Below are 21497 nucleotides of genomic sequence, written 5' to 3'. Positions count from 1 at the left end.
TTACTTCTTGAAGTCCTTGATCACGTGCTGCTGACGGCGACTGACCGCCAACCGCTCGGGCAGGTCCTTGAGCACCGCGACCCAGTGGGTTTCGCCGCCGTTCGACGCGGCGCGCTCGAAACCGGCGAGGGCATCGGTCGCGATCAGGCAGTTGCGGTGGATGCGGACGAACTGGCTGCCGAACTCTTCTTCGAGCCGGGTCAGCGAATCCTCGAGCAGATATTCGCGTTCGCGCGTCTTGAGCGTGATGTATTTCTGCTCGGCCTTCAGGTAACGCGCTTCGGATACCGGAATCAGGTGCAGGCGGCCGCGCTCGGTGACGCTGAAATGGCTGCGGGCATGCGACGACGGCGCCGCTTCGCTGCGCGCCTGCCGTGCCTGGGCGACGCGTTTCAGCGCTTCGATCAGTCGCTCGCGACGGATCGGCTTGAGCAGGTAATCGATCGCGCGGACTTCGAAGGCGGCAACGCCGTACTCCTCGAAGGCCGTGGCGAAGATCACCGCCGGCGGATGCTCTTGCGACTGCAGCTCGCGGGCGAGCTCGATCCCGCTCATTTGTGGCATCTGGATGTCGATGATCGCGGCGTCGGCGTCGGCGTCGGCCAACTGGCTCAGCGCCGACATGCCATTGGTTGCGGTGCCGACGATCTCGTGCGGGCACTCGTCTGCACAGTCGACCAGTACGTCCTGCAGGCGGCGTAAGGCCGGCAGTTCGTCATCGACGAGAAAAAGGCGCAGCGGCGTCGTCATGCAAAATCTCCCGGTAGGGCAGCAAGATGTGTACTTGATAATAGTCGCTGCCGGCTTCTGTCGTCAGGCTGGCTTCGGTGTCGAAGTGCAGCAGCAATCGTTCACGGATGTTTTCCAGCGCCATGCCGTTGCCTTCGCGCACCCGTACCGTGTTCGCCGGCAAGGCGTTGCGGACGAACAGATGCACCCGGTCGCGGGCTTGGCTGATGCGGATCTGGATCGGTGGCGGCTCGAGCAGGGGCTCGACGCCATAATAGATGGCGTTTTCCAGCAGCGGCTGTAAAACCAGCGGCGGTACCGCGGCGTTTTCGGGCATGTCGTCGATCTGCCAGTCGACCTTCAGCCGGTCGCCGAGGCGGATCATCTCGATGTTCAGGTAGCGCTCGGCCACCTCGACTTCACTGACCAGCCGCGCCAGCTTGCGGTTGTCCTTCATCACCACGCGGAACAGGTCGGCGATGTCCTGCAGTGCTTCCTCGGCCTTGGCCGGTTCGTAGCGGATCAGCGACAGTACGGCATTGAGGCTGTTGAAGAAGAAGTGGGGCCGGATGCGTGCCTGCAATGCCGACAGCCTGGCTTCGGCCAGCCGTGGCACCAGCGCGCGGTGGCGCATTTGCAACAGCCACAGAAAACCCAGCGTCGACAGCAGGATCATCAGCTCGGGCGCGAACTGGGCATTCGGATTCGCCTGGATCGGCATCAGCAGCGCCCGGCCGATCCAGCCGCAGCCGACGGTGACGGTGCAGACGATGAACACGCCGAAGCGGTACGGCAGCCGCGCCAGTGTCGGCGCCAGCCCGGCCAGGATCGCCAGCGACGGCAGCAGCACCAGCTCGACCCAGATCGCCGAGCCGGCGACGCGCGGCGCCCAGTGTGCCCAGCGCGGCAGGTCGGCCAGCGTGTGCAGCAGCAGTAGCAGGTGCGAGTAGACGAGGGCGTGCAGCATCACGCTCGGCGAGCGGAAATCGGGCAACTCGTCGATGACGGTCTGGGCGCTCACAAGGACTTGGTACGGGTTCGAAAGCATCAACTATAACGAAACCCGCCGTTCGTCGGTTTTTTGCCTGCCTTGCGGTCGATCCTTACCGCCTGTCGGTCTTTCGCCCCCGCCCCGGAAACGCCATGTCCATTGCCCTGATCCACAGCCGAGCCCTGCTCGGTCTCGCCGCGCAGCCGGTCACCGTCGAAGTGCATCTCGCCAATGGCTTGCCGGCCTGCACGCTGGTGGGGCTGCCCGATGTAGAGGTTCGCGAAGCGCGCGAACGTGTCCGCGCGGCGCTGAGCGTCGCTGGTTTCGAATTCCCGGCGCGACGGATCACGGTGAATCTGGCGCCGGCCGATGTGCCGAAGTCGTCGGGCCAGTTCGATCTGCCGATGGCGATCGGCCTGCTTGCGGCCAGTGGCCAGATCCCGGCCGATCAGCTCGACCAGTACGAATTTGCCGGCGAGCTCGGTCTGGCCGGCGATTTGCGGCCGGTACGCGGTGCGCTGGCGCTGGCGCGGGCGGCGACGCAGTCCGGGCGGACGCTGATCGTGCCGGCCGCGTGCGCGGCCGAGGCGGCCTTGTACCCCGGCGCGATGGTGCTGGCGGCCGAACACCTGCTGCAGGTGTGCCGGCATTTTGCCGCCGGTGAAGCGTTGCCGCGTGCCGAGGCGGCGCCGATCACCGCCGTCGAGACGCATCCCGATCTGGCCGACGTGCGCGGCCAGCTGCAGGCGCGGCGGGCGCTGGAGATCGCCGCGGCGGGCCGGCATTCGCTGTTGCTGATCGGCCCGCCCGGTACTGGCAAGTCGATGCTGGCGCAGCGGCTGCCCGGGCTGTTGCCGGCGCTGGCCGCCGACGAGGCGATCGATGTCGCCAGCGTGCAGTCCTTGTCGCGCGCCGGCTTCGATGTTCGGCGTTTCGGCCAGCGTCCGTTTCGCCACCCGCATCACACGGCCAGCGCCGTTGCTCTGGTCGGTGGCGGCAGCGTGCCGCAGCCCGGCGAGATTTCGCTGGCGCACCACGGCGTGCTGTTCATGGACGAACTGCCCGAATTCGACCGCAAGGTGCTTGAAGTATTGCGGGAGCCGCTCGAGACCGGCGAGGTGCATATCGCCCGCGCCGCGCACTCGGCGTGTTTTCCGGCGCGTTTTCAACTGGTCGCGGCGATGAACCCGTGTCCTTGCGGCTATCTGGGGCATCCGCAGAAAGCGTGCCGTTGCACGCCCGAGCAGGTGGCGCGCTATCGTGGCCGCTTGTCCGGACCCTTGCTGGACCGGATCGATCTGATCGTCGAAGTACCGGCCTTGCCGGACACGGCATTGTTGTCGGCGCCGGATGGCGAGGCGAGTGCGGTGGTGCGCGATCGCACCGAGCGGGCCGGTCGGCGTTCGGTCGCGCGGCAGGGCAAGCCGAATGCGGCACTGGCGGGCAAGGACATCGACGCGTATTGCGCGGTGGATGCGGCCGGACAGGCGATGCTGCAAGCGGCGCTGACGCGTCTGCACCTGTCGGCACGGGCGTTTCATCGGGTGTTGCGGGTGGCGCGGACGATTGCCGATCTGGCCGGTGCCGAGGCGATTGCCGCGGCCCATATCGCCGAGGCGGTGCAGTACCGGCGCGGTTTGGGCTAGCCGTTCAGCGGCAATGACTGGCTGACAAGGTCGAGCCGTTGCCGCCACGATGCGGCCAGATGCGGCGGGACATGGCGGTCGATCGATTCGGCGAACAAGGCGTTGACGGTCCGCCACTCGCATTTGCTGACCGGGTGGTCGTCGATGGCTGGAAAGTGCGGCAGTGCCGGCGGCAGGCGGTAGCTTTCGCCGTCGAGCACCGCATGCCAGAACGCCAGCAGCGTACGGCGCAGGGTGTCGAATTCGGGCATGCGCGCATTGATCACGGCAAACCACGGGTGCCGTTTCAATGTGTCGACGAAGTCGTCGATGACGGCCTGCAGCCGGGCGTGGCCGATGGCCCTGGCAAGAGCTTGCAACTCGGACTCCTTGGGGTTTGACGGTAGACAGATCCTAGCCAGCAGAGGTTGCGGTATTACTACCGGCGGCGCCATGATCCAGCTCACTTTGGCGCGTATTTCGCCATGGAACGGAGACTGGGCGCGTCCCGTACTCGAAGGGCATTTCCGGCAGGTGTGTCCCGCCGCAACGCTGTCGGCCAGATACGCGAAGCGTCCCGATGGACAGCCTGCCGCCGCAGCCCCAAGGCAAGCGAGTGCAGCGGCTCAGCCATGCCTAGCGGCTGCCGAAGCGTGCCCGATAGTCCTGCGGGCCGATGCCGCGATGTCGCAACAGCACCCGTCGCAAGGTCTGGGCGTCGCCAAGCCCGGCATCGACCGCGACCCGTTTCAGCGGCAGCGCGGTCTCGGTCAGCAGGCGGCAGGCGGCGTCGAGCCGCAGCGCCTCGACCGCCGCCGCGGGTGTTTGTCCGGTGGCGGCGACGAAATGGCGGGCAAAGCTGCGCGGACTCATATTCATCCGCGTGGCGAGCGCATCGATGCGCAGGTCGGCGTCGGGGTGGGCGGCGATCCAGGCGATCAGCCCGGCAAAGCCCGCATCCCGGCTTTGCGCAGCCAGCGCGGCGCTGAACTGCGACTGGCCACCCGGGCGCTTGAGGAAGACGACCATCTGCTTGGCGATGCGCATCGCCACCGCGTGGCCGAGGTCGGCTTCGACCAGCGCCAGTGCCAGATCGATGCCGGCCGAAATACCGGCCGAGGTCCAGATCTTGCCGTCGTTGATGTAGAGCGCATCGGTATCGACGACGATGCGCGGGTCGATCTCGCTCAGCCGCGCTGCATACTGCCAGTGCGTTGTCGCACGGTGGCCGGCCAGCATGCCGGCGGCGGCGAGCAGCAGCGCGCCGGTGCAGACGCTGGCGAGGCGGCGCGCCCGCGGCGCCCAGTCCGGCAGTGCGCCGACGACGGCGACGTCGTAGGGCTGGCCGCCCGGGACGATCAGCGTATCGATGTCATCGCGGTCGAGCGACGCCAGCGGCACCGTGGTGAACTCGGCGCCGGCCGAGCTGCGGATCGGCCCGCCGCTCACCGACGCGAGCGTCGTCCGGTACGGCGCCGGCAAGGCGAAGCCGTTGCGCACCGGCTGCGAGAACACCTCGAGCGGCCCGGCAACGTCGAGCACGTTGACGTCGGGGTAGAGCAGGAAGACGACGTGGCGGGGCATGCGAAATCCTCAGGCCGCAGCGGCGACCGGGCGGGAGGCAAAGCGCCAGTACAGCGTTGCCAGTACCGGCACGAGCAAGAGTGGCAGCACCGCGGCGTTCAGTGAGCTCCAGCCGTAGCGCTGCAGCCACGGCGCGGCGATGAAGGAGCCGAGTGCGGCGGCGCAGCTGCTGGCGAAGGCGCTGCTGCCCTGGGTTTTGGCGCGTTCGCTCGGCCGGTACGATTGCGCCAGCAAGGTGGTGCCGGCGACATACATGAAGTTCCAGCCGACGCCGAGCAGCATCAGCGCGACATAGAACACCGGCAGCGACGTCGAACTCTGGCCGAGCAGCGCGCAGCTGGCGATCATCGCGGCACCGGTCAGCGACACCGGCATCACGCCGAAGCGGCTGATCAGCCGGCCGGAGATGAAGGCCGGCGCGAACATCCCGAGCATATGCCACTGGATGACCCCGGCGCCGTCGGCCACCCCATAGCCGCAGGCCAGCATGGCCAGCGGCGTTGCCGTCATCACGCCGATCATCACCGCGTTGGCGATCAGGTTATTGGCGATCGCGGCAAAGAACACCGGTTGGGCGACGATGGTGGATAACGGCCGTGCCGGCCCGCTGACATTGGCGGCGCTGCTCGGTGGCGGATCGCGGTAGATCAGCCCGATCAGCGCCAGCGACACCAGTCCAAGCAGCGCGGCGAGCAGATAGGCACCGGCAAACGGCACCGCCACAAACCAGTCCTGTGCGTTTTTTGCCAGTAGCGGCCCGAGCAAGGCCGCGAGCACGCCGCCGGTCATCACCGTCGAAATGGCCCGCGCCTTGGCATCGCCGCTGACCTCGTCGGCCGCGGCAAGCGAGTAGTACTGCGCGAACGCCTGGAATACGCCGATACACGCGGTGCCGACGCAGAACAGCGCGAAATCGTGCTGGAACATCGCCAATGCCGAGGTCAGCCCACCAAGCGCACCGACCGCCGAGCCAATGGCAAAGCCCCACCGCCTGCCGATGCGCTTCAGTAGCGATGCGGCGACCAGCGTCGTCAGCGCGGCGGTGATGATGATGATGGTGAACGGCAAGGTGGCTAGTCGTTTGTCACTGGCAAGTGTGAAGCCGGCCAGCCCGGTCAGCGTCAGGTCGATCGAAATCGCGGCGATATACAAGCCCTGGCAGATTGCCAGGGTACGGACGTTGTGGCGGGAAGCCGGCTCGGACATGGTGGTGCTCCTGTGGATGGCGATGACCCAGTGTGGCACCGGTGCATTTGGCTTAAATGCCAAGTTTGCATCAAATTCTGCCAGAGACTTATGCACATTGCATCGTGCGTGTTCTTGCATTTGCCACTAAATTCTTTCGTTTGTCTTTCTTTTGTTGACTGAAAAAATAAGCATTGCCGATAATCGTCCGCTTCATCCCGTATCGCGATCACTCCCCATGGATCATCTCTCCAGCCTGCTGGCGTCGTTCGCCGCTGCGTTCAACCAGGACCAGCGTTTGCTGTCGCTGCACTTCGCCGAGGGACGGGGCCCGGTGCCGGAAACGCTGCTGCCGCATGTGCTCGACGGCGAGGCTGAACTCAGCAAGCCCTATCTGTACACGCTGGAGTGCCTGTCGGCTGACGCCGGGCTGGAACTGAAATCGCTGCTCGGGCTGGCGCTGGAGGTCGACATCCACACTGCCGACGGCAGTGATCAGGTGCTGACCGGGGTGGTCACCCAGGTGAAGTCCTTGGGCTCGGATGGCGGCTTTGCCCGTTATGCACTGACGATCGAACCGCCGCTGGCGCTGCTGCGCCATCGCAAGACCAGCCGGGTGTTCCAGGACCTGAGCGTACCGGACATCGTCAAGACCATCGTCGCCGAGCATCAGGCGAACAACCCGCTGCTGGCGGCGAGCTTTGCCTTGCAGTTCGATCTGGCGAAAACCTATCCGGTCCGATCGTATTGTCTGCAGTATCGCGAATCGGACTTGGACGTGATCAGCCGATTATTGGCTGAAGAGGGAATTGCCTACCGCTTCGGTTTTGCCGGCGGTGAAACCCCGGTGACGACGCTCATTGCGTTTGACGATCCGTACCAGCTCGACGCGGCAGCCCAGGCCAAGGTGCGTTTCCACCGCGCCGATGCGACCGAGACCGATGACACCATCACCGGCTGGGATTCGAAACGCCAGCTCGGCAGCAGCAAGGTTGCGCTGGCCAGCTTCGACTACAAGCCGGTCAGCACGCTGAGTGCCGATGACGAGAGTGCGATCGACCACGGCGACGGCGGCCGTCAGGCCAGCCAGAGCCTCGAGCACTACGATCCGCAGACGCTGTACTACGGCAGCGACGGCGAAGACCTCGGTCGCTACGCAACGCTGCGGCAGCAGGCCAACGACCGGGCCAGCAAACAGTTCAGCGGTGAAGGCACGGTACGGCAGTTCAACGTCGGCGAGTGGTTCCAGCTCGACAACCACCCGGCGCACGACTTCGATGCCGCCGAAGACCGGCAATTTACGATTACCCGCCAACGGGTCCAGGCCCGCAACAACCTGCCCGGCGATCTGGTCAGTCAGCTCTCCAAGACCGTGCTCGGAAGCGCTGCGGAAAAGAACAGCGACGCCCCGTTCCGCACCGACTTCGACGCCCAGCGTCGTGGTATCCCGCTGACGCCGGACTATACCCCGCACTGCAAACCGACCAGCCGTGGGGTGCAGACCGCAACGGTGGTCGGGCCGGTGCAAGGCGGCGCCGCCGATTCAAACCAAGCCGAGGTCCACACCGATGAACTCGGCCGCATCAAGGTGCAGTTTCACTGGCAACGCCAAGCCGAACATCCGGAGTACGGCGCCAATCTCGACGACAAGTCATCATGCTGGCTGCGCGTCGCCATGCCCTCGGCCGGTGCCGGCTGGGGCCACCAGTTCATCCCCCGCGTCGGTCAGGAAGTACTGGTCGACTTCCTCGAAGGCGACATCGACCGGCCGCTGGTGACCGGCGTCGTCTACAACGGCAGCCACCCGGTGCCGGCCTTCAGCGGCGCAGGATCACTCCCGGCCAACAAGACCCTCTCCGGCATCAAGACCAAGGAACACGGTGGTGGTCAGTACGGCGAACTGCTGTTCGACGACACCCAGGGCGAAGTGCGCACCAAGCTCAGTTCCGAGCACGGCAAGACCCAGTTGAACCAGGGCTTTTTGATCCAGCCGCGATCCGACGGCAAGGGCACACCGCGAGGCGAAGGCTTCGAACTCAGAACCGACCAGCACGGCGCGCTCCGCGCGGCGAACGGCCTGCTGATCACAGCTGAGGCCGCCAACGGCGCCGGCGGCAACCAGCTCGATCGCAGCCAAGCACAATCCCAGCTCGACGCCGCCTTCGAACTCGCCAGCAGCCTCGGCGACGTCGCCACCCACCAACTGGCCGACACCATCGAAACCGGCCCGGAAACGATCAAGGACAATGCCAAGGCCGCCAAATCCCAGCAGGGCCACCTGCACCACCTGAAGGAAGCCCTCAAAAGCTGGGCCAACGGCACCAATACCTCGAAGGACGCCAAAAGCGATCAAGCCGGAAAACAGCCCCTGATCGTCGTCAGCGCCCCGGCCGGCCTTGCCCAGACCACGCCAAACAGCCAGGCCATTACCGCCGGCAGCAACCTCGACCTGATCGCCCAACGCGACACCCAGCAGACCTCGGGCAGGCGCTGGATTCATAACGTCGGCGAACACATCAGCCTGTTCGTCGCCGGGGTCAAAGACCGGATCGCCCTGAAGCTGATTGCCGCCAAGGGCAAGGTGCAGGTTCAGGCGCAGAGCGACAGCATCGAGATCAATGCGGCCAAGGACATCCAGCAGACCGCGAACAAGAATATCCACGTCGTCGCTGGCGAAGAGATCCTGCTGACGGCAGGCGGCGGCTACATCCGGCTCAAGGGTGGGAACATCGAGATTCATTGCCCGGGCAAGGTGGATGTGAAAGGCGCTGATCATAGTTTTAGTGGGCCGGCAAAGAAGGAAATCTCAATGCCTCGCTATCCGTTGGTTTCGAGCAAAGATAAATACAGCCAACGGCTGAATGTGCTTGGATTGATTGGGTTGAATGAGGATGTAGAGAAGGCATATGTACAAATGCCCTATGAAGCTTTTGATGAGCGAGGAAAATTTATTGCTTCCGGCAAGACCGATGAAGTTGGAAACACCGATCATATATATACAGCATCAGAGGGTAAAATAAAGATAGCTTTGGGTGAAGGGGAGTGGCGAGTATTTAAGGACATAAAACACAATTGATGAGCAGATAAAAATGAACGAAAACTATGCTAATGCAGGTGCTCAAGTTGATCGTGAGGAGCTTGCTATTCTTGACGAAGAGTACGGTAACGATGGGCAGCAGAATCCCACAGGCGCAACTTCTTCTGAAGCTGAGAGTGATCAGGTAATTGAACTCGAAGAGAATGAGAGTTTAAGTGAAGAGCCAGAAAGTTTATTGAAAATTGGTATTTGCGATTTTTCTGGAAGCCCCATTGCTGGGTTGGAATGTAAAGTTATTGTTGGTGGAAAAGTAATGTCGGCAACCTCCGGGCCGCTTGGTGAGTTGCCGGAGCAAAAGTTCGATAGTGGTGAAGAAATAAAGATTTACGTTAAAAAATTTGATGGAAATTTTAAATTGATTCATGAAGACGTTTGTGAATCAGGTGTTGAGTACTTAACGTTAGTAAGTCCAAAGGTTGTGTATGAACTAAAAACTGAAAAACATCAGGGAGAGCCAGGTGGCGCGGGTGAAAAAATTCCAAAGCCCGCCAAGAAAAAGCCAGCGCCTTCTGAAGCTCCTAAGAAGCCAGACTCTGTTTCTAATTCAGCAAATACCAAGCCAGTACCGAAAGTTGCGGGAGCGCCAAGCAGCAAGCCGGTGCCACCTGTGCTAGGACGAGACAAGAACGGGGCCCCACATGCAGTAATTACTGAAAAAAATGAGGACTGGTGGGGACGATGGCGAATGGCCATGCTTAATTGGTGGAGTGGAGAAGATTTTCAGAAAGAAAAATCAAGTAGCACTTCGGTCACAAATAGAGCAATTCCATCACAAGGCGTTAAGCCTAGCAAAAAGCAGGACTTGGAGCTGCTGAATACTTTGATAGCTATTGCTGAAGAGCAGACGGCATGGTTTGTAAAGGACAGTACGTTAGATACTTTGGCAAAAATGGCCAAGAAGAAGTTCGAGGTGATTAATAAAAGTTCTTCAAAGTCTGAAGGATGGTGTGCCAAGTATGTCAAGCTTGCCTTGATGCGGTCAGGGGTAGTCAGAAACGGAGCTCTAACATTCGAGTCAGGGTCGCAAGGGGCAAAGCAGTTAATGGAGGCTGGTTTCCAAGATGTAACAAAGGATGTGCCAGATCCTCGTTGGGCTGCTCCAGGTGATGTTATCGTATATAGGTGGAATTCTGCCGCTTACGAGAAAAGAAAGAAAATGTCAAGATGGGGTGGGAGTAAAGCTAAGCCAAATAATGCACTATTTAATCATGGACATATAGAAATTAGGACGTATGACGGTTACATAAGTGATTTTAAGGGCAATTCCGGCGGATACTGTATTTATTCTCACGGCAAGTATGAGCTTGTTGGAATTTATAGAAGTCCAGCACATGACCCTTTGCCTGCAGTGAGAATGCTTGCATTTCTACAAACGATTACAGATTTTGAGTGTGAGGGTATTCCTGAGGAAAAGAAGTACTTCGCATTAAATACACCCATAGATGGGAGTAGATTCTTTCTTTCATATGCGAAGCATCCATGGGAAGGCTCTAAAGAAATTCCTCGAGGGAAGACAACTGATGCTGCTGGAGCATTTCAAATAAAGTTGGCATCATGGAATGACATGCTTGAGAGGATGGATGAAACTAACAGAACATTTAGTCCACTTATGCAAAAGAGAGCCGCAATTGCGCTGACGGAGCAAAGTTGGAGAAAGAACGCGTTGACTGATATTCGAAAGGGAGATGTTGATGCAGCTGTCAGCAAGCTACGTGGTGAGTGGACAAGTCTCCCTGGAGCTGGCGAAAATAGGCATGGGCTGACTCTTTCTAGATTCAAGGAATTGTATCAAATACATTTCGATAAATTAGTGGTTGGTAACTAGTATGCGTTTATTTATCGTAAGCAAGCGTGTTGTATTGTTGATAGCCGTTTTCACGATGCAAATGGCTGCTGCTGATAGTTATAGTGAGAAATCGAGAAAGGAAATCTCTGATGTGGTTTCTGCTATTTATGCTATCGATACCGAAACTTTGATGTACGGAAATTTTTCTGGCGTATTTGATGAGAGGCGATATTGTGCCATTATGGAGAAATATTTTTTCTTTCCAAAGAAAATTACGCAGTCGGTGATGTCGAATAGAAAAACAGAAGTGAGAGATGTTTTTGGAAACGTTGTCGGGTCTGCGCCAAAAGAAAAGAAATGTGACTGGGTGGCAAGGTATGCGATGGATTTTACGCATCGATCTTCATCTGATTTTGATCAAGAGTCGGTAAAAAAATATCCAAAGCCAATAATTGAAAGTATGAGTTTTGAGTCGAATGAATTTGTTAGGGTTGGTGTTGTGAATGCATTGGATTTTTCAAAAAATCCGAAGTTCAATTTCACTGAACTAAGGATGAAGTATTCTGATGCTGCTTGGAAGGTGTGCGAGATTAAATACATATTCAAGCCGATAAGAGGAAAGGGAGGTTCTTATCCGCGTTTTGAATTAAAGAAGCCATATGACGGGCCGGATAAATATGATCCGCTAGGTGATTATGTTGTTGCAGGTGCATGTTAATTGCATTTTTGAACCTAATCAATTATTTGATTGCGACAATTAACCTATGAATGGTATGTGGCGAAAATACTCGCCACATATACAAATTAACTAGGCAGCTTAGTCATCGAGTCCCTCAACCCCGTCCTCACCCCTTCCTCCACGACAGGGTGATAGAACGGCATCTCCAGCATCTGCTCGACCGTCAGCCCCATCTGCACCGCCCATCCCAGCGTATGGGCGATGTTTTCGGCGCGTGGGCCGATCCATTCGGCGCCCAGGAAGGCTCCGGTCGCCTTGTCGGCATAGACGTGCATCAGCCCGCGGTTCTTCAGCATCACGCGACTGCGGCCCTGATTTTCGAAGCTGACTTGGCCGGTGACGAAGCTGCCCGGTTCGAGGTCGGCAAAGCGGGCGCCGACCATGGCGATTTGCGGGTCGCTGAACACAACACCGATCGGTGCGCGGCGCAGGCCGGGTTTGACGTCGGGGTAACTGGCGGCGTTGCTGCCGGCGGTTTTGCCTTCGTCCGCGGCTTCGTGCAGCAGCGGCAGGATGTTGTTGGCATCGCCGGCGATGAAGACCGGGCTGCTGCCGCATTGCAATGTCTCACGGTCGAACAGCGGTACGCCGCGCGCGTCGAGTTCGAGGCCGGTATTTTCCAACCCGAGGCCGGCGACGTTGGGGCTGCGCCCGGTGGCGGCGAGCACGTAGTCGAAACGTTCGGTGACGGTTTCGCCGGTGAGGCTCACGTAACGGATCACCGCTTCGTCGCCGTCGCGCGCCATCGATTCGATTTTTGCGTCCGGGTCGAGGTAGAACTCGTTCTGGAAAGTGGTGCGGGCGTAGTCGCGGATTGCCGGATCGCTGAGCGGGCCGACGCCGCCACGCGCGCCGAAAACACGGACTTCGACGCCAAGGCGGGACAACGCCTGGCCGAGTTCGAGACCGATGACGCCGGGGCCGAATACGGCGACGCGGCGCGGCAGGGTTTTCCAGCTGAAGACGTCGTCATTGACGATCAGCCGGTCGCCGAAGACCTTGAACGGCTCGGGAATGCTGGGGCTGGAACCGGTGGCGATGACGACGCGTCCGGCCTTGACCGTGGTGTGGTCGTCCACCTGCAAGGTCAGGTTGTCGACAAAGCGGGCGTAGCCGCGCAGTTTGTCTTCCGCCGGGATGCCGTCGACGCTTTCGAGCACGAAGCCGACAAAGCGGTCGCGTTCGCGCCGGACCCGGTCCATGACTTCGCGGCCGTCGATGACGATGTCGCCGACGACATGCACGCCGAACGGTGCGGTGTGGCGCGCTTCGTGCGCGGCCTCGGCAGCGGCGATCAGCAGCTTGGACGGCATGCAGCCGACGCGGGCGCAGGTGGTGCCATAGGGGCCGCCTTCGATCAGCAGCGCGGTCTTGCCTGCGGCTTTGGCGGCACGGTAGGCGGCGAGGCCGGCAGTGCCGGCGCCGAGGATGGCAACGTCGATGGTGATCGTATTCATGGCGGCTTCCTTTTAACCTGCCCCATTCGGCGGCTGCGTCTGCGCATGTTGTCGCCGTCCGATGCTCGGAGTCCTCATGGACCCATGTCCATTCCGGTTTCTGTGCTCCGGGTGGGGGCAAACTGCTTTGGCTCGCTCGCCGACTGGAACAGGTTTGGTTGTTATTCGCATCAGATGGCAATCGCCCGGGCCGATGACGCTGGCGTAGCGTCATTGGGGCCGATGATTGCAACGGGCCGGTCAAGCCGGCCCATTGGTGGAATGATCGTGTCGGCGGGCGAGCGAGCCAATGCAGGTTGCGGCCGGACGGAGCGCAGGAACCGGAATGTACATTTGAGTACATGAGGATTCCGAGCACCGCCCGGCCACAAGCTGCGAAGGCGCAGCTGCCCGACGGCGCGGGCCTTACTTGACGAGGAAACGCTCGAGCTGTTCGTGGCCGCCGATCAGCTTGCCGTTGATGAACACCTGCGGGGCGGTCATCGAGCCCGAGACGGCGCCGAGTGCCTTGCCGCGGATCTTGTTGTCCAGCGGCACGTCGACGAAGTCGTAGCCGTGTTCGGTCAGCAGCGCCTTGGCCTTGGCGCAGAACGAGCAGCCGACCTTCGAGAACACCACGACCTGATCCGGCTTCTTGGCGTTCGGGTTGATGTAGTCGAGCAGGGTGTCGGCGTCCGAGACTTCAAACGGGTCGCCTTCCTTCTGCGGTTCGATGAACATCTTCTCGACCACGCCGTCCTTCACCAGCATCGAATAGCGCCAGCTGCGCTTGCCGAAGCCGAGGTCGGACTTGTCGACCAGCATGCCCATGCCCTCGGAAAATTCGCCATTGCCGTCGGGAATCATCACGATGTTCTGGGCTTCCTGATCCTTGGCCCATTCGTTCATCACGAAGGTGTCGTTGACCGAAACGCAGAGGATGGCGTCGACGCCGTTGGCCTTGAAGGCCGGGTCGAGTTCGTTGTAGCGCGGCAGGTGGGTCGACGAGCACGTCGGGGTGAACGCACCCGGCAAGGAAAACAGCGCGACGGTCTTGCCTTTGAAAAGCTCGTCGGTGGTGACGTTCTTCCATTCATTGTTTTCGCGGACACGGAAAGTGACGTTGGGGACGCGTTGACCTTCACGGTTTTGCAGCATGTCTAAACTCCTGTTATTGAGGCGGGTAGGCTGCGTCGTGCAGCGATGGACGAAGTATCCCGGCAGCGTGCCGATGCGTCTAATTTAATGATTTCAACAAATCGATTGTTGATTTCTATCAAACGAACATCGATGCGTTGAGCACCTATTGCCGAACGGCGGTCGGTGCGATCATTCGGTTTCGAACGATGGCAAGGAGTGAGTGTGCGGGTCCGATTGTTGAACTGGCTGGCGATGGTGTGTCTGCTTGTCCCGATTCTTGCGCTGGCCGGCCCGATGCCGGGCAAGCCAGCCCACGCTGCGCCGGTGGCTTCGGCGGCGTCCGCGGTGACGGCAGCCGAACTGAATGCGTCGCTCGATCAGGTCATCGGCACGCTGGAAAGCGAGCCGCAGCGGCAGGCGCTGATCAAGGAGCTGCGCGCCTTGCGGGTGTCCGCATCGGCCGTGGCCGCATCGGCGTCGTCCAGCGCGCAAGCCTCTGGCCTGCTCGGCTGGTTCAACGATCAGGTCGATCTGTTCAACAGCCAGCTCGACCAGGGCTTCCGGCCCTTGCTGCGCTGGAAGGCGCTGTTCGGCAATAGCGGCCACGAGCTGCGTCTGCGCGTTGCCGAGCAGACGCTGACGCCGTGGCGGCTGCTCGGTGGCTTTGCGCTGGCGCTATCGGTGTGGATGGGCGTCGCCCTGCTGCTGCGCTGGGGCGCAACGCTGATTGGCCGCGTGCTGAAACTGGACAGCGAGCTACCGGCGCATCCGCGCCCGCGCGAGCTGTTGCTGTTCTTCGCGCATCGCATCGTGCCGTGGGCGCTGGCGTTCGCGCTGACGCTCTATCTGGTGAAGCTGTCGCCGGGGCTGGGGGGCATCCTGGCGATGGTGCTGGCCTATGCGATCCTGGCCGGCGTGCTGCTGTCGGCGCTGTGCGTGCTGCTGTTTTCCTTGCGCGGCACCGGCCCGCGTCGCGTGGCGGCGCGAGCGCTCATCGTGCACGGCCGCCGCTGGCTGATGCTGATCGGCATGGGGGCGGCGTTTTCCGATGCGTTCGGCAATGCGGCGATCAAGATCCAGCTCGGGCCCAATCTGGCCGGCCTGCTCGCCGCGCTGACCGATCTGGCGACGATCGCGCTGATCGCGGCCTTCGCCATCACCTTCTATCGGCCGATCGGTCATCTGATCCAGAACCGGGCCTACCTCCAGCGCCATGCCAGCAAGGCGATCACCGAGGCCTTGCAGTTCGTTGCCCGGCTCTGGCATCTGCCGGTGCTGCTGCTGTGCATGCTGTCGGCGTCGAAGACGCTGCTCAGCGGCGGCCGGCAGGAAAGCACGCTCAATAGCGCGGCGCTGAGCATCCTGTTGATGATCGCCGCCTTCCTGCTCTCGACCTTGCTGCAGCGCTACTACCTGCGCACGCGCGCACGCCGGGTGCGGCGGCGCTCGCCCTATCTGAGCCGGCTGCTCGAATTCGGTCAGAACCTGAGCCTGCTGCTGCTGTGGCTGGTGTTCGCCGATCTGTTCGTCCGGGTCTGGGGGGTTTCCTTGCTTGACCTCGGTACGCTGAAAATCCGCGGCCGCACGATCGACGACATGCTCGGCGGGATCGCGACGACGGTGCTGATCGCCTGGCTCTTGTGGATCCTGCTCGATACGCTGATCGACGAGAGCATGAACGGCGGCAGCAACCGCAAGGGCAAATCGGCGAGTACCCGCGCGCGCACCATCCTGCCGCTGTTTCGCAATGCCATCCTCGGCACCATCCTGGTCGTCGCGACCATCCTGTCGCTGGCCAACCTCGGCATCGACGTGACGCCACTGATCGCCGGCGCCGGCGTCATCGGTCTGGCCGTCGGCTTCGGTGCACAGACCCTGGTCAAGGACTTGATCACCGGCCTGTTCATCCTGATCGAAGATTCAATCGCCGTCGGCGATTTCGTCGATGTCGGCGGCCATGCCGGCACGGTCGAAGGGTTGACGATCCGTACGGTCAAGCTGCGCGATGCCTCGGGCTCGGTGCACGCGGTGCCGTTCAGCCAGATCGCCAGCATCATCAACTACGCCCGCGAATTCGCATATGCGGTGTTCAATATCGGCGTGAGCTACAACGCCGACCTCGATCAGGTGATGCGGGTGATGCGCGAAGTCGGCGGCGAGATGCGCAGCGAGCCACGCTGGCGCCGCGAGTTGCTGGCGCCGCTCGAGGTGCAGGGGGTCGAGCGCTTCGACGCCAGCGCCGTGGTCATCCGTGCGCGCTTCAAGACCCGGCCGCTGATGCAGTGGGATGTCGCACGGGCGTTCAATCTGCGGCTGAAGAAGAAGTTCGACGAGCGCGGCATCGCCATCCCGTTCCCGCAGCTTGATGTGCATTTCGATCAGCCGCCGGCCGGGCCGGTCCCTCCCGCCGCAGCGGATTAGGGCTTGGCCCCATTCCGGTGCTGAACGGAACTATTCACAATACGATTTTCAGCGTCGAGCGCCGACCGTCATGCCCCAAGAGCTGCTGTTTCTGCTGCCGCTGGCCTTTATCGCCGGCATGATCGACGCCGCTGTCGGCGGTGGCGGGCTGATTCTCGTGCCCGGCCTGTTTACCGTCCTGCCGCGCGAACTGCCGGCGATGCTGATGGGCACCAACAAACTCGCCGCGGCGATGGGCACGCTGTCGGCGACGTGGCGCTACGCGCGCAGGGTCAAGCTCGACTGGCACGTGCTGCTGCCGAGCGCGGCCGCGGCCTTTGTCGGTGCCTACTTCGGCGCGCGGGCGATCCACCTGCTGCCGGCGGATTCGGTGCGGCCGATGGTCGTCGTGCTGCTGGCGGTCATGCTGGTCTACACCTGGTTCAAGCCGGCCTTCGGCGGCGAGGATGCCGGCCGGCCGTTGACGCGGCGTGATCGGTATCTCGGCATGGCGATCGGCGCGGCCATCGGCTTTTACGACGGCTTCTTCGGCCCCGGTACCGGCTCCTTCCTGATCTTCCTGTTCGTGCGCTGCTTCCATTTCGACTTCGTCCGCGCGTCGGCGTCGGCCAAGGTCGTCAATCTGGCGACCAACTTCGCTTCGCTGGCGTTCTTCATCCCGGCCAAGCTGGTGCTGTTCGGCTACGCGATCCCGATGGCGATCGCCAATATCGCCGGCGCGCAGGTCGGCAGCATGCTGGCGCTCAAGGGCGGCAACACGTGGATTCGTCGGCTGTTCCTGACGCTGGCACTGGTGCTACTCGCCAAGTTGTCGTGGGACATGATCAAGTAGCTGGGACGGGCCGGCGTTTTACCGCGCGTGCAGCGTGAACAGCGCCGCCGCGTGGTCGTACAATGGCCCGATGAGCGATGCCCTTTCCTGTAGTAGCTGCAAGGCCTGTTGTTGCCAGCTTGAAGTGATGCTGCTCGCCGGTGATGACGATGTGCCACCGCAATTCGTTGCCAAGGACGAATGGGGCGGCGAGGTGATGCTTCGGCTCGAAGACGGCTGGTGCGCGGCGCTCGATCGCAAGACGATGATGTGCTCGATTTACACGGTGCGCCCACTGATCTGCCGCGAATACGAGCTGGGCGATTATGATTGCCTGGAACAACGGAAACGCATTCCGATCCTCGCAATCCGGTCCCCGGGAGTGGCATGAATTACTGGCTGATGAAATCCGAACCCGACGACGTCGGCATCGACGACCTGCACAGGCTGGGTCAGGTCGGCTGGTACGGCGTGCGCAATTATCAGGCGCGCAATTTCATGCGCGACGCGATGGCGGTCGGCGACGGTGTGCTGTTTTATCACTCGAGTTGCGCCGAGCCCGGCGTGGCCGGTGTGGCCGAAGTCTGCAGTGTCGCGTATCCCGATCCGACCCAGTTCGATCCCGAATCAAAATACTACGACCCGAAGTCGACACCGGCCGCACCGCGCTGGCAGCAGGTCGATGTGCGCTTCGTGGCCAAGGGGCAGTTGCTCAGCATCGATGCGATGCGCAGCCATCCCGAACTGGCCGGAATGCGGGTGCTGCAGCGTGGCAACCGGTTGTCGATTACCCCGGTGACCGACAACGAGTGGGCGGTGATCAAGGCGCTGATCGGATGCTGTTCGCGTGTCTGGGGCTCGGCCTCGTTGCCGGCGTGCTGGCCGGCTTGCTCGGCGTTGGTGGTGGCCTGGTGATCGTGCCCGGGCTGCTGTTCGTCTTCCACCTGATCGGCTTGCCCGAAACGCACCAGCAGCATCTGGCGCTGGGAACATCACTGGCGACCATCGTGTTCACGTCGATCGCCAGCTTCCGCGCCCACGCCGCACGCGGTGCGGTGCGCTGGCCGGTGTTCCGCGCGATCGCGCCGGGCATCATCGTCGGCACCTTTGCCGGCGCACAGCTGGCGGCGCTGTTTTCCGGCGTGGCACTCAAGTGGTTCTTCGTCGGTTTCGCCTATCTGGTCGGCGCGCAGATGCTGGCCGATCTCAAGCCGGCGCCGAGCCGACAACTGCCCGGCAGCTTGGGGACGAGTGGCGTCGGTACGCTGATCGGGGCGGTGTCGAGCTGGGTCGGCATCGGCGGTGGTTCGTTGTCGGTGCCGTTCATGACGCTGTGCAATGTGCCGGTGCGCGAAGCCATCGGCACATCGGCGGCGATCGGCCTGCCGATCGCGCTGGCCGGCGCGGCCGGCTATGTCGTCAGCGGCTGGGACGCATTCGAGCTGCCGCCGGGCAGTGCCGGTTTCGTTTACCTGCCGGCGCTGGCCGGCATCGTCATCGCCAGTTTTCCGATGGCCAAGGTCGGCGCCTGGCTGGCGCACCGCCTGCCGGTACCGGTGCTGAAGAAATGCTTCGCCGCGCTGCTGATCGTGTTGGCGACGAAAATGCTGCTGACACTGGTCTGACACCAACAACAACGCCACCCTCGGGTGGCGTTGTTGTTGGTCGCTTGCTTACTGGCCGGGCCACGGCGAACCGAAGGCCACCTGGTAATCGACGGCGATCGATTCGACGGTGAACTGGTGGTTCTGCGCGCCGCGCTGGGCGATCTTCATCGCACCGAGCAAGGACGACAACCGGCCGGTGCTCGGCCAGTCCCAACCGTGGGTGATGCCGTGGAGCAGGCCGGCGCGGAACGCGTCGCCGCAGCCGGTCGGATCGAGCACCGCAGCGGCCTGGACCGGCGGAATGTCGTGCTTCACGCCATCGGCGTAAATGTGTGCGCCCTTGGCGCCGAGCGTGACGATCAGCGCCTTCAGCTGCGCGGCGATCTCGTCCAGCGACAGCCCGGTGCGCTGGACGATGACCTCGGCTTCGTAATCGTTGGCGGCGAGATAGGTCGCCAGCGAAATCATGTGGCGCAAGTCGTCGCCATCGAACAGCGGGAAGGCCTGACCGAGGTCGAAGATGAACGGAATGCCGGCGGCGGCGAGCTGTTCGGCACGCTCGACCATCGCCTGCTTGCTGTCCGGGCCGATGATCGCGAGTTCGACCGGTGCTTCGACCTGATCGAGCCGGTTCAGGTGCGCCAGCCCCATCGCGCCCGGGTGGAAGGCGGTGATCTGGTTGTCGTCGAGATCGGTGGTGACGAAGCACTGCGCGGTGTACTGCTCGGGCAGCTCGCGCACATGGGTACGGGCTATGCCGAGATTGTCGAGTCGCTGCGCGTACGGGCCGAAGTCGCTGCCGACCGCTGCCATGATTAGCGGATCGCCGCCGAGCAATTTGAGCGAGTAGGCGATGTTGCCGGCGCAGCCGCCGAACTCGCGACGCATTTCCGGTACCAGGAACGACACCGACAGCATGTGGATTTGTTCCGGCAGGATGTGACGTTTGAATTGATCTTGGAACACCATGATGGTGTCATAGGCGACCGAACCGCAAATCAGCGTGGACATGGCGTTTCCCAGTTGAAAATCGGCCGATTATGCCACCTGTCGGAGCCGGTCGCCGCTTCGTCGTACCGGGTACCGCTGGCGCGGCAGCTTTGTTAAGCTTGCAGCATCTGTAGGATTATTCATTCATGCTGATTTCCCTCTCCGATCTCTTGGTGTTTGCGAGCCTGCTTCTGGGCGTGCTGGTTGCTGGCCAGCTTGTCCTGCTCGGCAACAGCCAGCATGAATCCGGTTTGGGCCCGCTGGCGCTGGCTGGTGCGCTGACCGGACTGACCGCCTTACTCGCCGCGCTGGGCATGGCGCCGCTCGCCGTGGCGGCCTGGGTCTTCGCAGAATCGCTCTTCAATGTGGCGCTACGCCGCCATCTGCTGAAAACACCGCACTGGGCACCCGCGGTCGGTTGTGCGCTCTTGGCTTTCCTGCTCGGTGCCGCATGGCAAAAGGTTTTCGGCAACGAAATCCCGGTGATGCTGGCGGCCGCGCTGGCCATCGTGCCACTGGCGGTCTTGCGGCTGCAGCTGCTGCGCCAGCCGTTTGCCGAAGAGCGCGCCGGCGGGCCGCGACTGGTGATGGCGACCGTGTGTTCGCTGCACGCCGCGTACTGGCTCGCGATCCTGTTCTTCTGGGCGTTCGGCCAGCCGGGCTGGTGGGGCGGTGCCGAGGCGCTGGTGCTTGAGTGCGTGCTGTTCGGCCTGTTCCAGTCGCTGCTGTGGCCGCAACTGGTGGCGCAGAAGCTGCGCGGTCGCCTGGCGCGGCTGGCGCGCTATGACGTGCTGACCTGGGCGCTGAACCGTCGCGGTTTCGAAGAAGTCTGTCTGCGCGAGCTGCGCCGGGCACGCAAGCACGAGCGTTCGCTCGGCCTGCTGCTGGTCGACATCGACCGGATGCACGCGATCAACAGCCGCTATGGCCATGCCGGCGGCGACCATGTGTTGCGCACCTGCGCCGCGGCGCTGCGCAGCCATCTGCGCCCCGAAGACAGCCTTGGCCGGATCGGTGGCGACAGTTTCTGCATCCTGGCGCCGCACCGCAACGAAGCCGAACTGCAGACACTGCTGGCCGAATTGCGCGAGGCGCTGACGACCATCGTGTCCGATTACGACGACATCGCCATCCGCGTCTCGGCCGGCGTCAGCATGGCGATGTATCCGAACGACGGCGTCGATTTCCCGGTGCTGTACGGCCAGGCGCAATCGCGACTGCGACCGGCGACCGACGGACCCGCGTCGGGCTTCATGGTTGCTAGGGGCTGATTGCCTGGTTCTTGGTCCGGTTCGTGTCGTTCCCGCCGCCCGCTGTTGCGGGCGGTGTCGTTTCTGGCGTCGCGCCTGACCAACA

General features: G+C 62.1%; 18 protein-coding genes. 10 read left to right on the top strand and 8 right to left on the bottom strand.

Annotated elements, in window-relative coordinates; genetic code table 11:
- On the bottom strand, positions 1–750 hold the full coding sequence (locus R0382_RS05075) for a LytR/AlgR family response regulator transcription factor (RefSeq protein WP_432722900.1): 750 nt from the start codon (positions 748–750) through the stop codon (positions 1–3).
- Positions 716–1750, bottom strand: coding sequence for a sensor histidine kinase (locus R0382_RS05070; protein WP_432722898.1), 1035 nt, complete (start codon positions 1748–1750; stop codon positions 716–718). The genes R0382_RS05075 and R0382_RS05070 overlap by 35 nt, the downstream gene beginning before the upstream one ends.
- A gap of 122 nt (positions 1751–1872) precedes the next feature.
- Here R0382_RS05070 and R0382_RS05065 point away from each other — a divergent pair, with 122 nt between their 5' ends.
- Complete coding sequence (locus tag R0382_RS05065; protein ID WP_432722896.1) at positions 1873–3366, top strand: YifB family Mg chelatase-like AAA ATPase; 1494 nt, start codon at positions 1873–1875, stop codon at positions 3364–3366.
- Here the strand turns inward: R0382_RS05065 and R0382_RS05060 are convergent.
- The 3 genes from R0382_RS05060 to R0382_RS05050 form a co-directional block, all read right to left on the bottom strand.
- Entirely contained in the window at positions 3363–3725 is a 363-nt protein-coding gene (locus tag R0382_RS05060; protein WP_432722894.1) for a hypothetical protein, read from the bottom strand. The genes R0382_RS05065 and R0382_RS05060 overlap by 4 nt on opposite strands.
- A gap of 256 nt (positions 3726–3981) precedes the next feature.
- On the bottom strand, positions 3982–4929 hold the full coding sequence (locus R0382_RS05055; protein WP_432722892.1) for a GlxA family transcriptional regulator: 948 nt from the start codon (positions 4927–4929) through the stop codon (positions 3982–3984).
- Positions 4930–4938: 9 nt separating this feature from the next.
- Entirely contained in the window at positions 4939–6135 is a 1197-nt protein-coding gene (locus tag R0382_RS05050) for an MFS transporter (protein ID WP_432722890.1), read from the bottom strand.
- 217 nt (positions 6136–6352) lie between these two features.
- Here R0382_RS05050 and R0382_RS05045 point away from each other — a divergent pair, with 217 nt between their 5' ends.
- From R0382_RS05045 to R0382_RS05035, 3 genes are read left to right on the top strand one after another with little or no spacing between them, the layout of a single operon-like run.
- Positions 6353–9190 (top strand): type VI secretion system Vgr family protein, encoded by a 2838-nt coding sequence (locus tag R0382_RS05045; protein WP_432722888.1) that lies wholly within the window; start codon positions 6353–6355, stop codon positions 9188–9190.
- A 13-nt stretch (positions 9191–9203) separates the two neighbouring features.
- Positions 9204–11036, top strand: a complete 1833-nt coding sequence (locus tag R0382_RS05040; protein WP_432722886.1) for a hypothetical protein — start codon at positions 9204–9206, stop codon at positions 11034–11036.
- 1 nt (position 11037) lies between these two features.
- Complete coding sequence (locus tag R0382_RS05035) at positions 11038–11715, top strand: hypothetical protein (RefSeq protein ID WP_432722884.1); 678 nt, start codon at positions 11038–11040, stop codon at positions 11713–11715.
- An 86-nt stretch (positions 11716–11801) separates the two neighbouring features.
- Here the strand turns inward: R0382_RS05035 and R0382_RS05030 are convergent, their stop codons facing one another.
- Positions 11802–13193, bottom strand: a complete 1392-nt coding sequence (locus R0382_RS05030) for a dihydrolipoyl dehydrogenase (protein WP_432722882.1) — start codon at positions 13191–13193, stop codon at positions 11802–11804.
- 405 nt (positions 13194–13598) lie between these two features.
- On the bottom strand, positions 13599–14330 hold the full coding sequence (locus tag R0382_RS05025) for a glutathione peroxidase (protein WP_432722880.1): 732 nt from the start codon (positions 14328–14330) through the stop codon (positions 13599–13601).
- Positions 14331–14534: 204 nt separating this feature from the next.
- Here R0382_RS05025 and R0382_RS05020 point away from each other — a divergent pair, with 204 nt between their 5' ends.
- The 5 genes from R0382_RS05020 (at position 14535) to R0382_RS05000 (ending at position 19169) form a co-directional block, all read left to right on the top strand.
- On the top strand, positions 14535–16733 hold the full coding sequence (locus R0382_RS05020; RefSeq protein ID WP_432722878.1) for a mechanosensitive ion channel family protein: 2199 nt from the start codon (positions 14535–14537) through the stop codon (positions 16731–16733).
- 70 nt (positions 16734–16803) lie between these two features.
- Complete coding sequence (locus R0382_RS05015) at positions 16804–17565, top strand: sulfite exporter TauE/SafE family protein (RefSeq protein WP_432722877.1); 762 nt, start codon at positions 16804–16806, stop codon at positions 17563–17565.
- Between the two features lie 34 nt (positions 17566–17599).
- Complete coding sequence (locus R0382_RS05010; protein ID WP_432722875.1) at positions 17600–17935, top strand: YkgJ family cysteine cluster protein; 336 nt, start codon at positions 17600–17602, stop codon at positions 17933–17935.
- Positions 17932–18459 carry an EVE domain-containing protein gene (locus R0382_RS05005; protein ID WP_432722873.1) on the top strand — a complete coding sequence of 176 codons (528 nt, stop codon included), beginning with the start codon at positions 17932–17934 and terminating at the stop codon, positions 18457–18459. The genes R0382_RS05010 and R0382_RS05005 overlap by 4 nt, the downstream gene beginning before the upstream one ends.
- Complete coding sequence (locus R0382_RS05000) at positions 18381–19169, top strand: sulfite exporter TauE/SafE family protein (protein ID WP_432722871.1); 789 nt, start codon at positions 18381–18383, stop codon at positions 19167–19169. The genes R0382_RS05005 and R0382_RS05000 overlap by 79 nt, the downstream gene beginning before the upstream one ends.
- A 48-nt stretch (positions 19170–19217) precedes the next feature.
- Here the strand turns inward: R0382_RS05000 and R0382_RS04995 are convergent, their stop codons facing one another.
- Positions 19218–20162 (bottom strand): carbohydrate kinase family protein, encoded by a 945-nt coding sequence (locus R0382_RS04995; RefSeq protein WP_432722870.1) that lies wholly within the window; start codon positions 20160–20162, stop codon positions 19218–19220.
- 125 nt (positions 20163–20287) lie between these two features.
- Here R0382_RS04995 and R0382_RS04990 point away from each other — a divergent pair, with 125 nt between their 5' ends.
- Positions 20288–21412 (top strand): GGDEF domain-containing protein, encoded by a 1125-nt coding sequence (locus R0382_RS04990; RefSeq protein ID WP_432722868.1) that lies wholly within the window; start codon positions 20288–20290, stop codon positions 21410–21412.
- Positions 21413–21497 lie beyond the last annotated feature (85 nt).

Source organism: Jeongeupia wiesaeckerbachi (assembly GCF_050916355.1).
Taxonomy (GTDB): Bacteria; Pseudomonadota; Gammaproteobacteria; order Burkholderiales; family Chitinibacteraceae; genus Jeongeupia; species Jeongeupia wiesaeckerbachi.
This window is presented reverse-complemented; position numbering and strand designations above follow the sequence as displayed.

Bases quoted from the DNA above. Each gene is read 5' to 3' on its own strand.
- R0382_RS05075 (WP_432722900.1), bottom strand. From the start codon at position 750: ATGACGACGCCGCTGCGCCTTTTTCTCGTCGATGACGAACTGCCGGCC.
- R0382_RS05065 (WP_432722896.1), top strand. From the start codon at position 1,873: ATGTCCATTGCCCTGATCCACAGCCGAGCCCTGCTCGGTCTCGCCGCG.
- R0382_RS05055 (WP_432722892.1), bottom strand. From the start codon at position 4,929: ATGCCCCGCCACGTCGTCTTCCTGCTCTACCCCGACGTCAACGTGCTC.
- R0382_RS05050 (WP_432722890.1), bottom strand. From the start codon at position 6,135: ATGTCCGAGCCGGCTTCCCGCCACAACGTCCGTACCCTGGCAATCTGC.
- R0382_RS05045 (WP_432722888.1), top strand. From the start codon at position 6,353: ATGGATCATCTCTCCAGCCTGCTGGCGTCGTTCGCCGCTGCGTTCAAC.
- R0382_RS05040 (WP_432722886.1), top strand. From the start codon at position 9,204: ATGAACGAAAACTATGCTAATGCAGGTGCTCAAGTTGATCGTGAGGAG.
- R0382_RS05035 (WP_432722884.1), top strand. From the start codon at position 11,038: ATGCGTTTATTTATCGTAAGCAAGCGTGTTGTATTGTTGATAGCCGTT.
- R0382_RS05030 (WP_432722882.1), bottom strand. From the start codon at position 13,193: ATGAATACGATCACCATCGACGTTGCCATCCTCGGCGCCGGCACTGCC.
- R0382_RS05025 (WP_432722880.1), bottom strand. From the start codon at position 14,330: ATGCTGCAAAACCGTGAAGGTCAACGCGTCCCCAACGTCACTTTCCGT.
- R0382_RS05015 (WP_432722877.1), top strand. From the start codon at position 16,804: ATGCCCCAAGAGCTGCTGTTTCTGCTGCCGCTGGCCTTTATCGCCGGC.
- R0382_RS05005 (WP_432722873.1), top strand. From the start codon at position 17,932: ATGAATTACTGGCTGATGAAATCCGAACCCGACGACGTCGGCATCGAC.
- R0382_RS05000 (WP_432722871.1), top strand. From the start codon at position 18,381: ATGCTGTTCGCGTGTCTGGGGCTCGGCCTCGTTGCCGGCGTGCTGGCC.
- R0382_RS04995 (WP_432722870.1), bottom strand. From the start codon at position 20,162: ATGTCCACGCTGATTTGCGGTTCGGTCGCCTATGACACCATCATGGTG.
- R0382_RS04990 (WP_432722868.1), top strand. From the start codon at position 20,288: ATGCTGATTTCCCTCTCCGATCTCTTGGTGTTTGCGAGCCTGCTTCTG.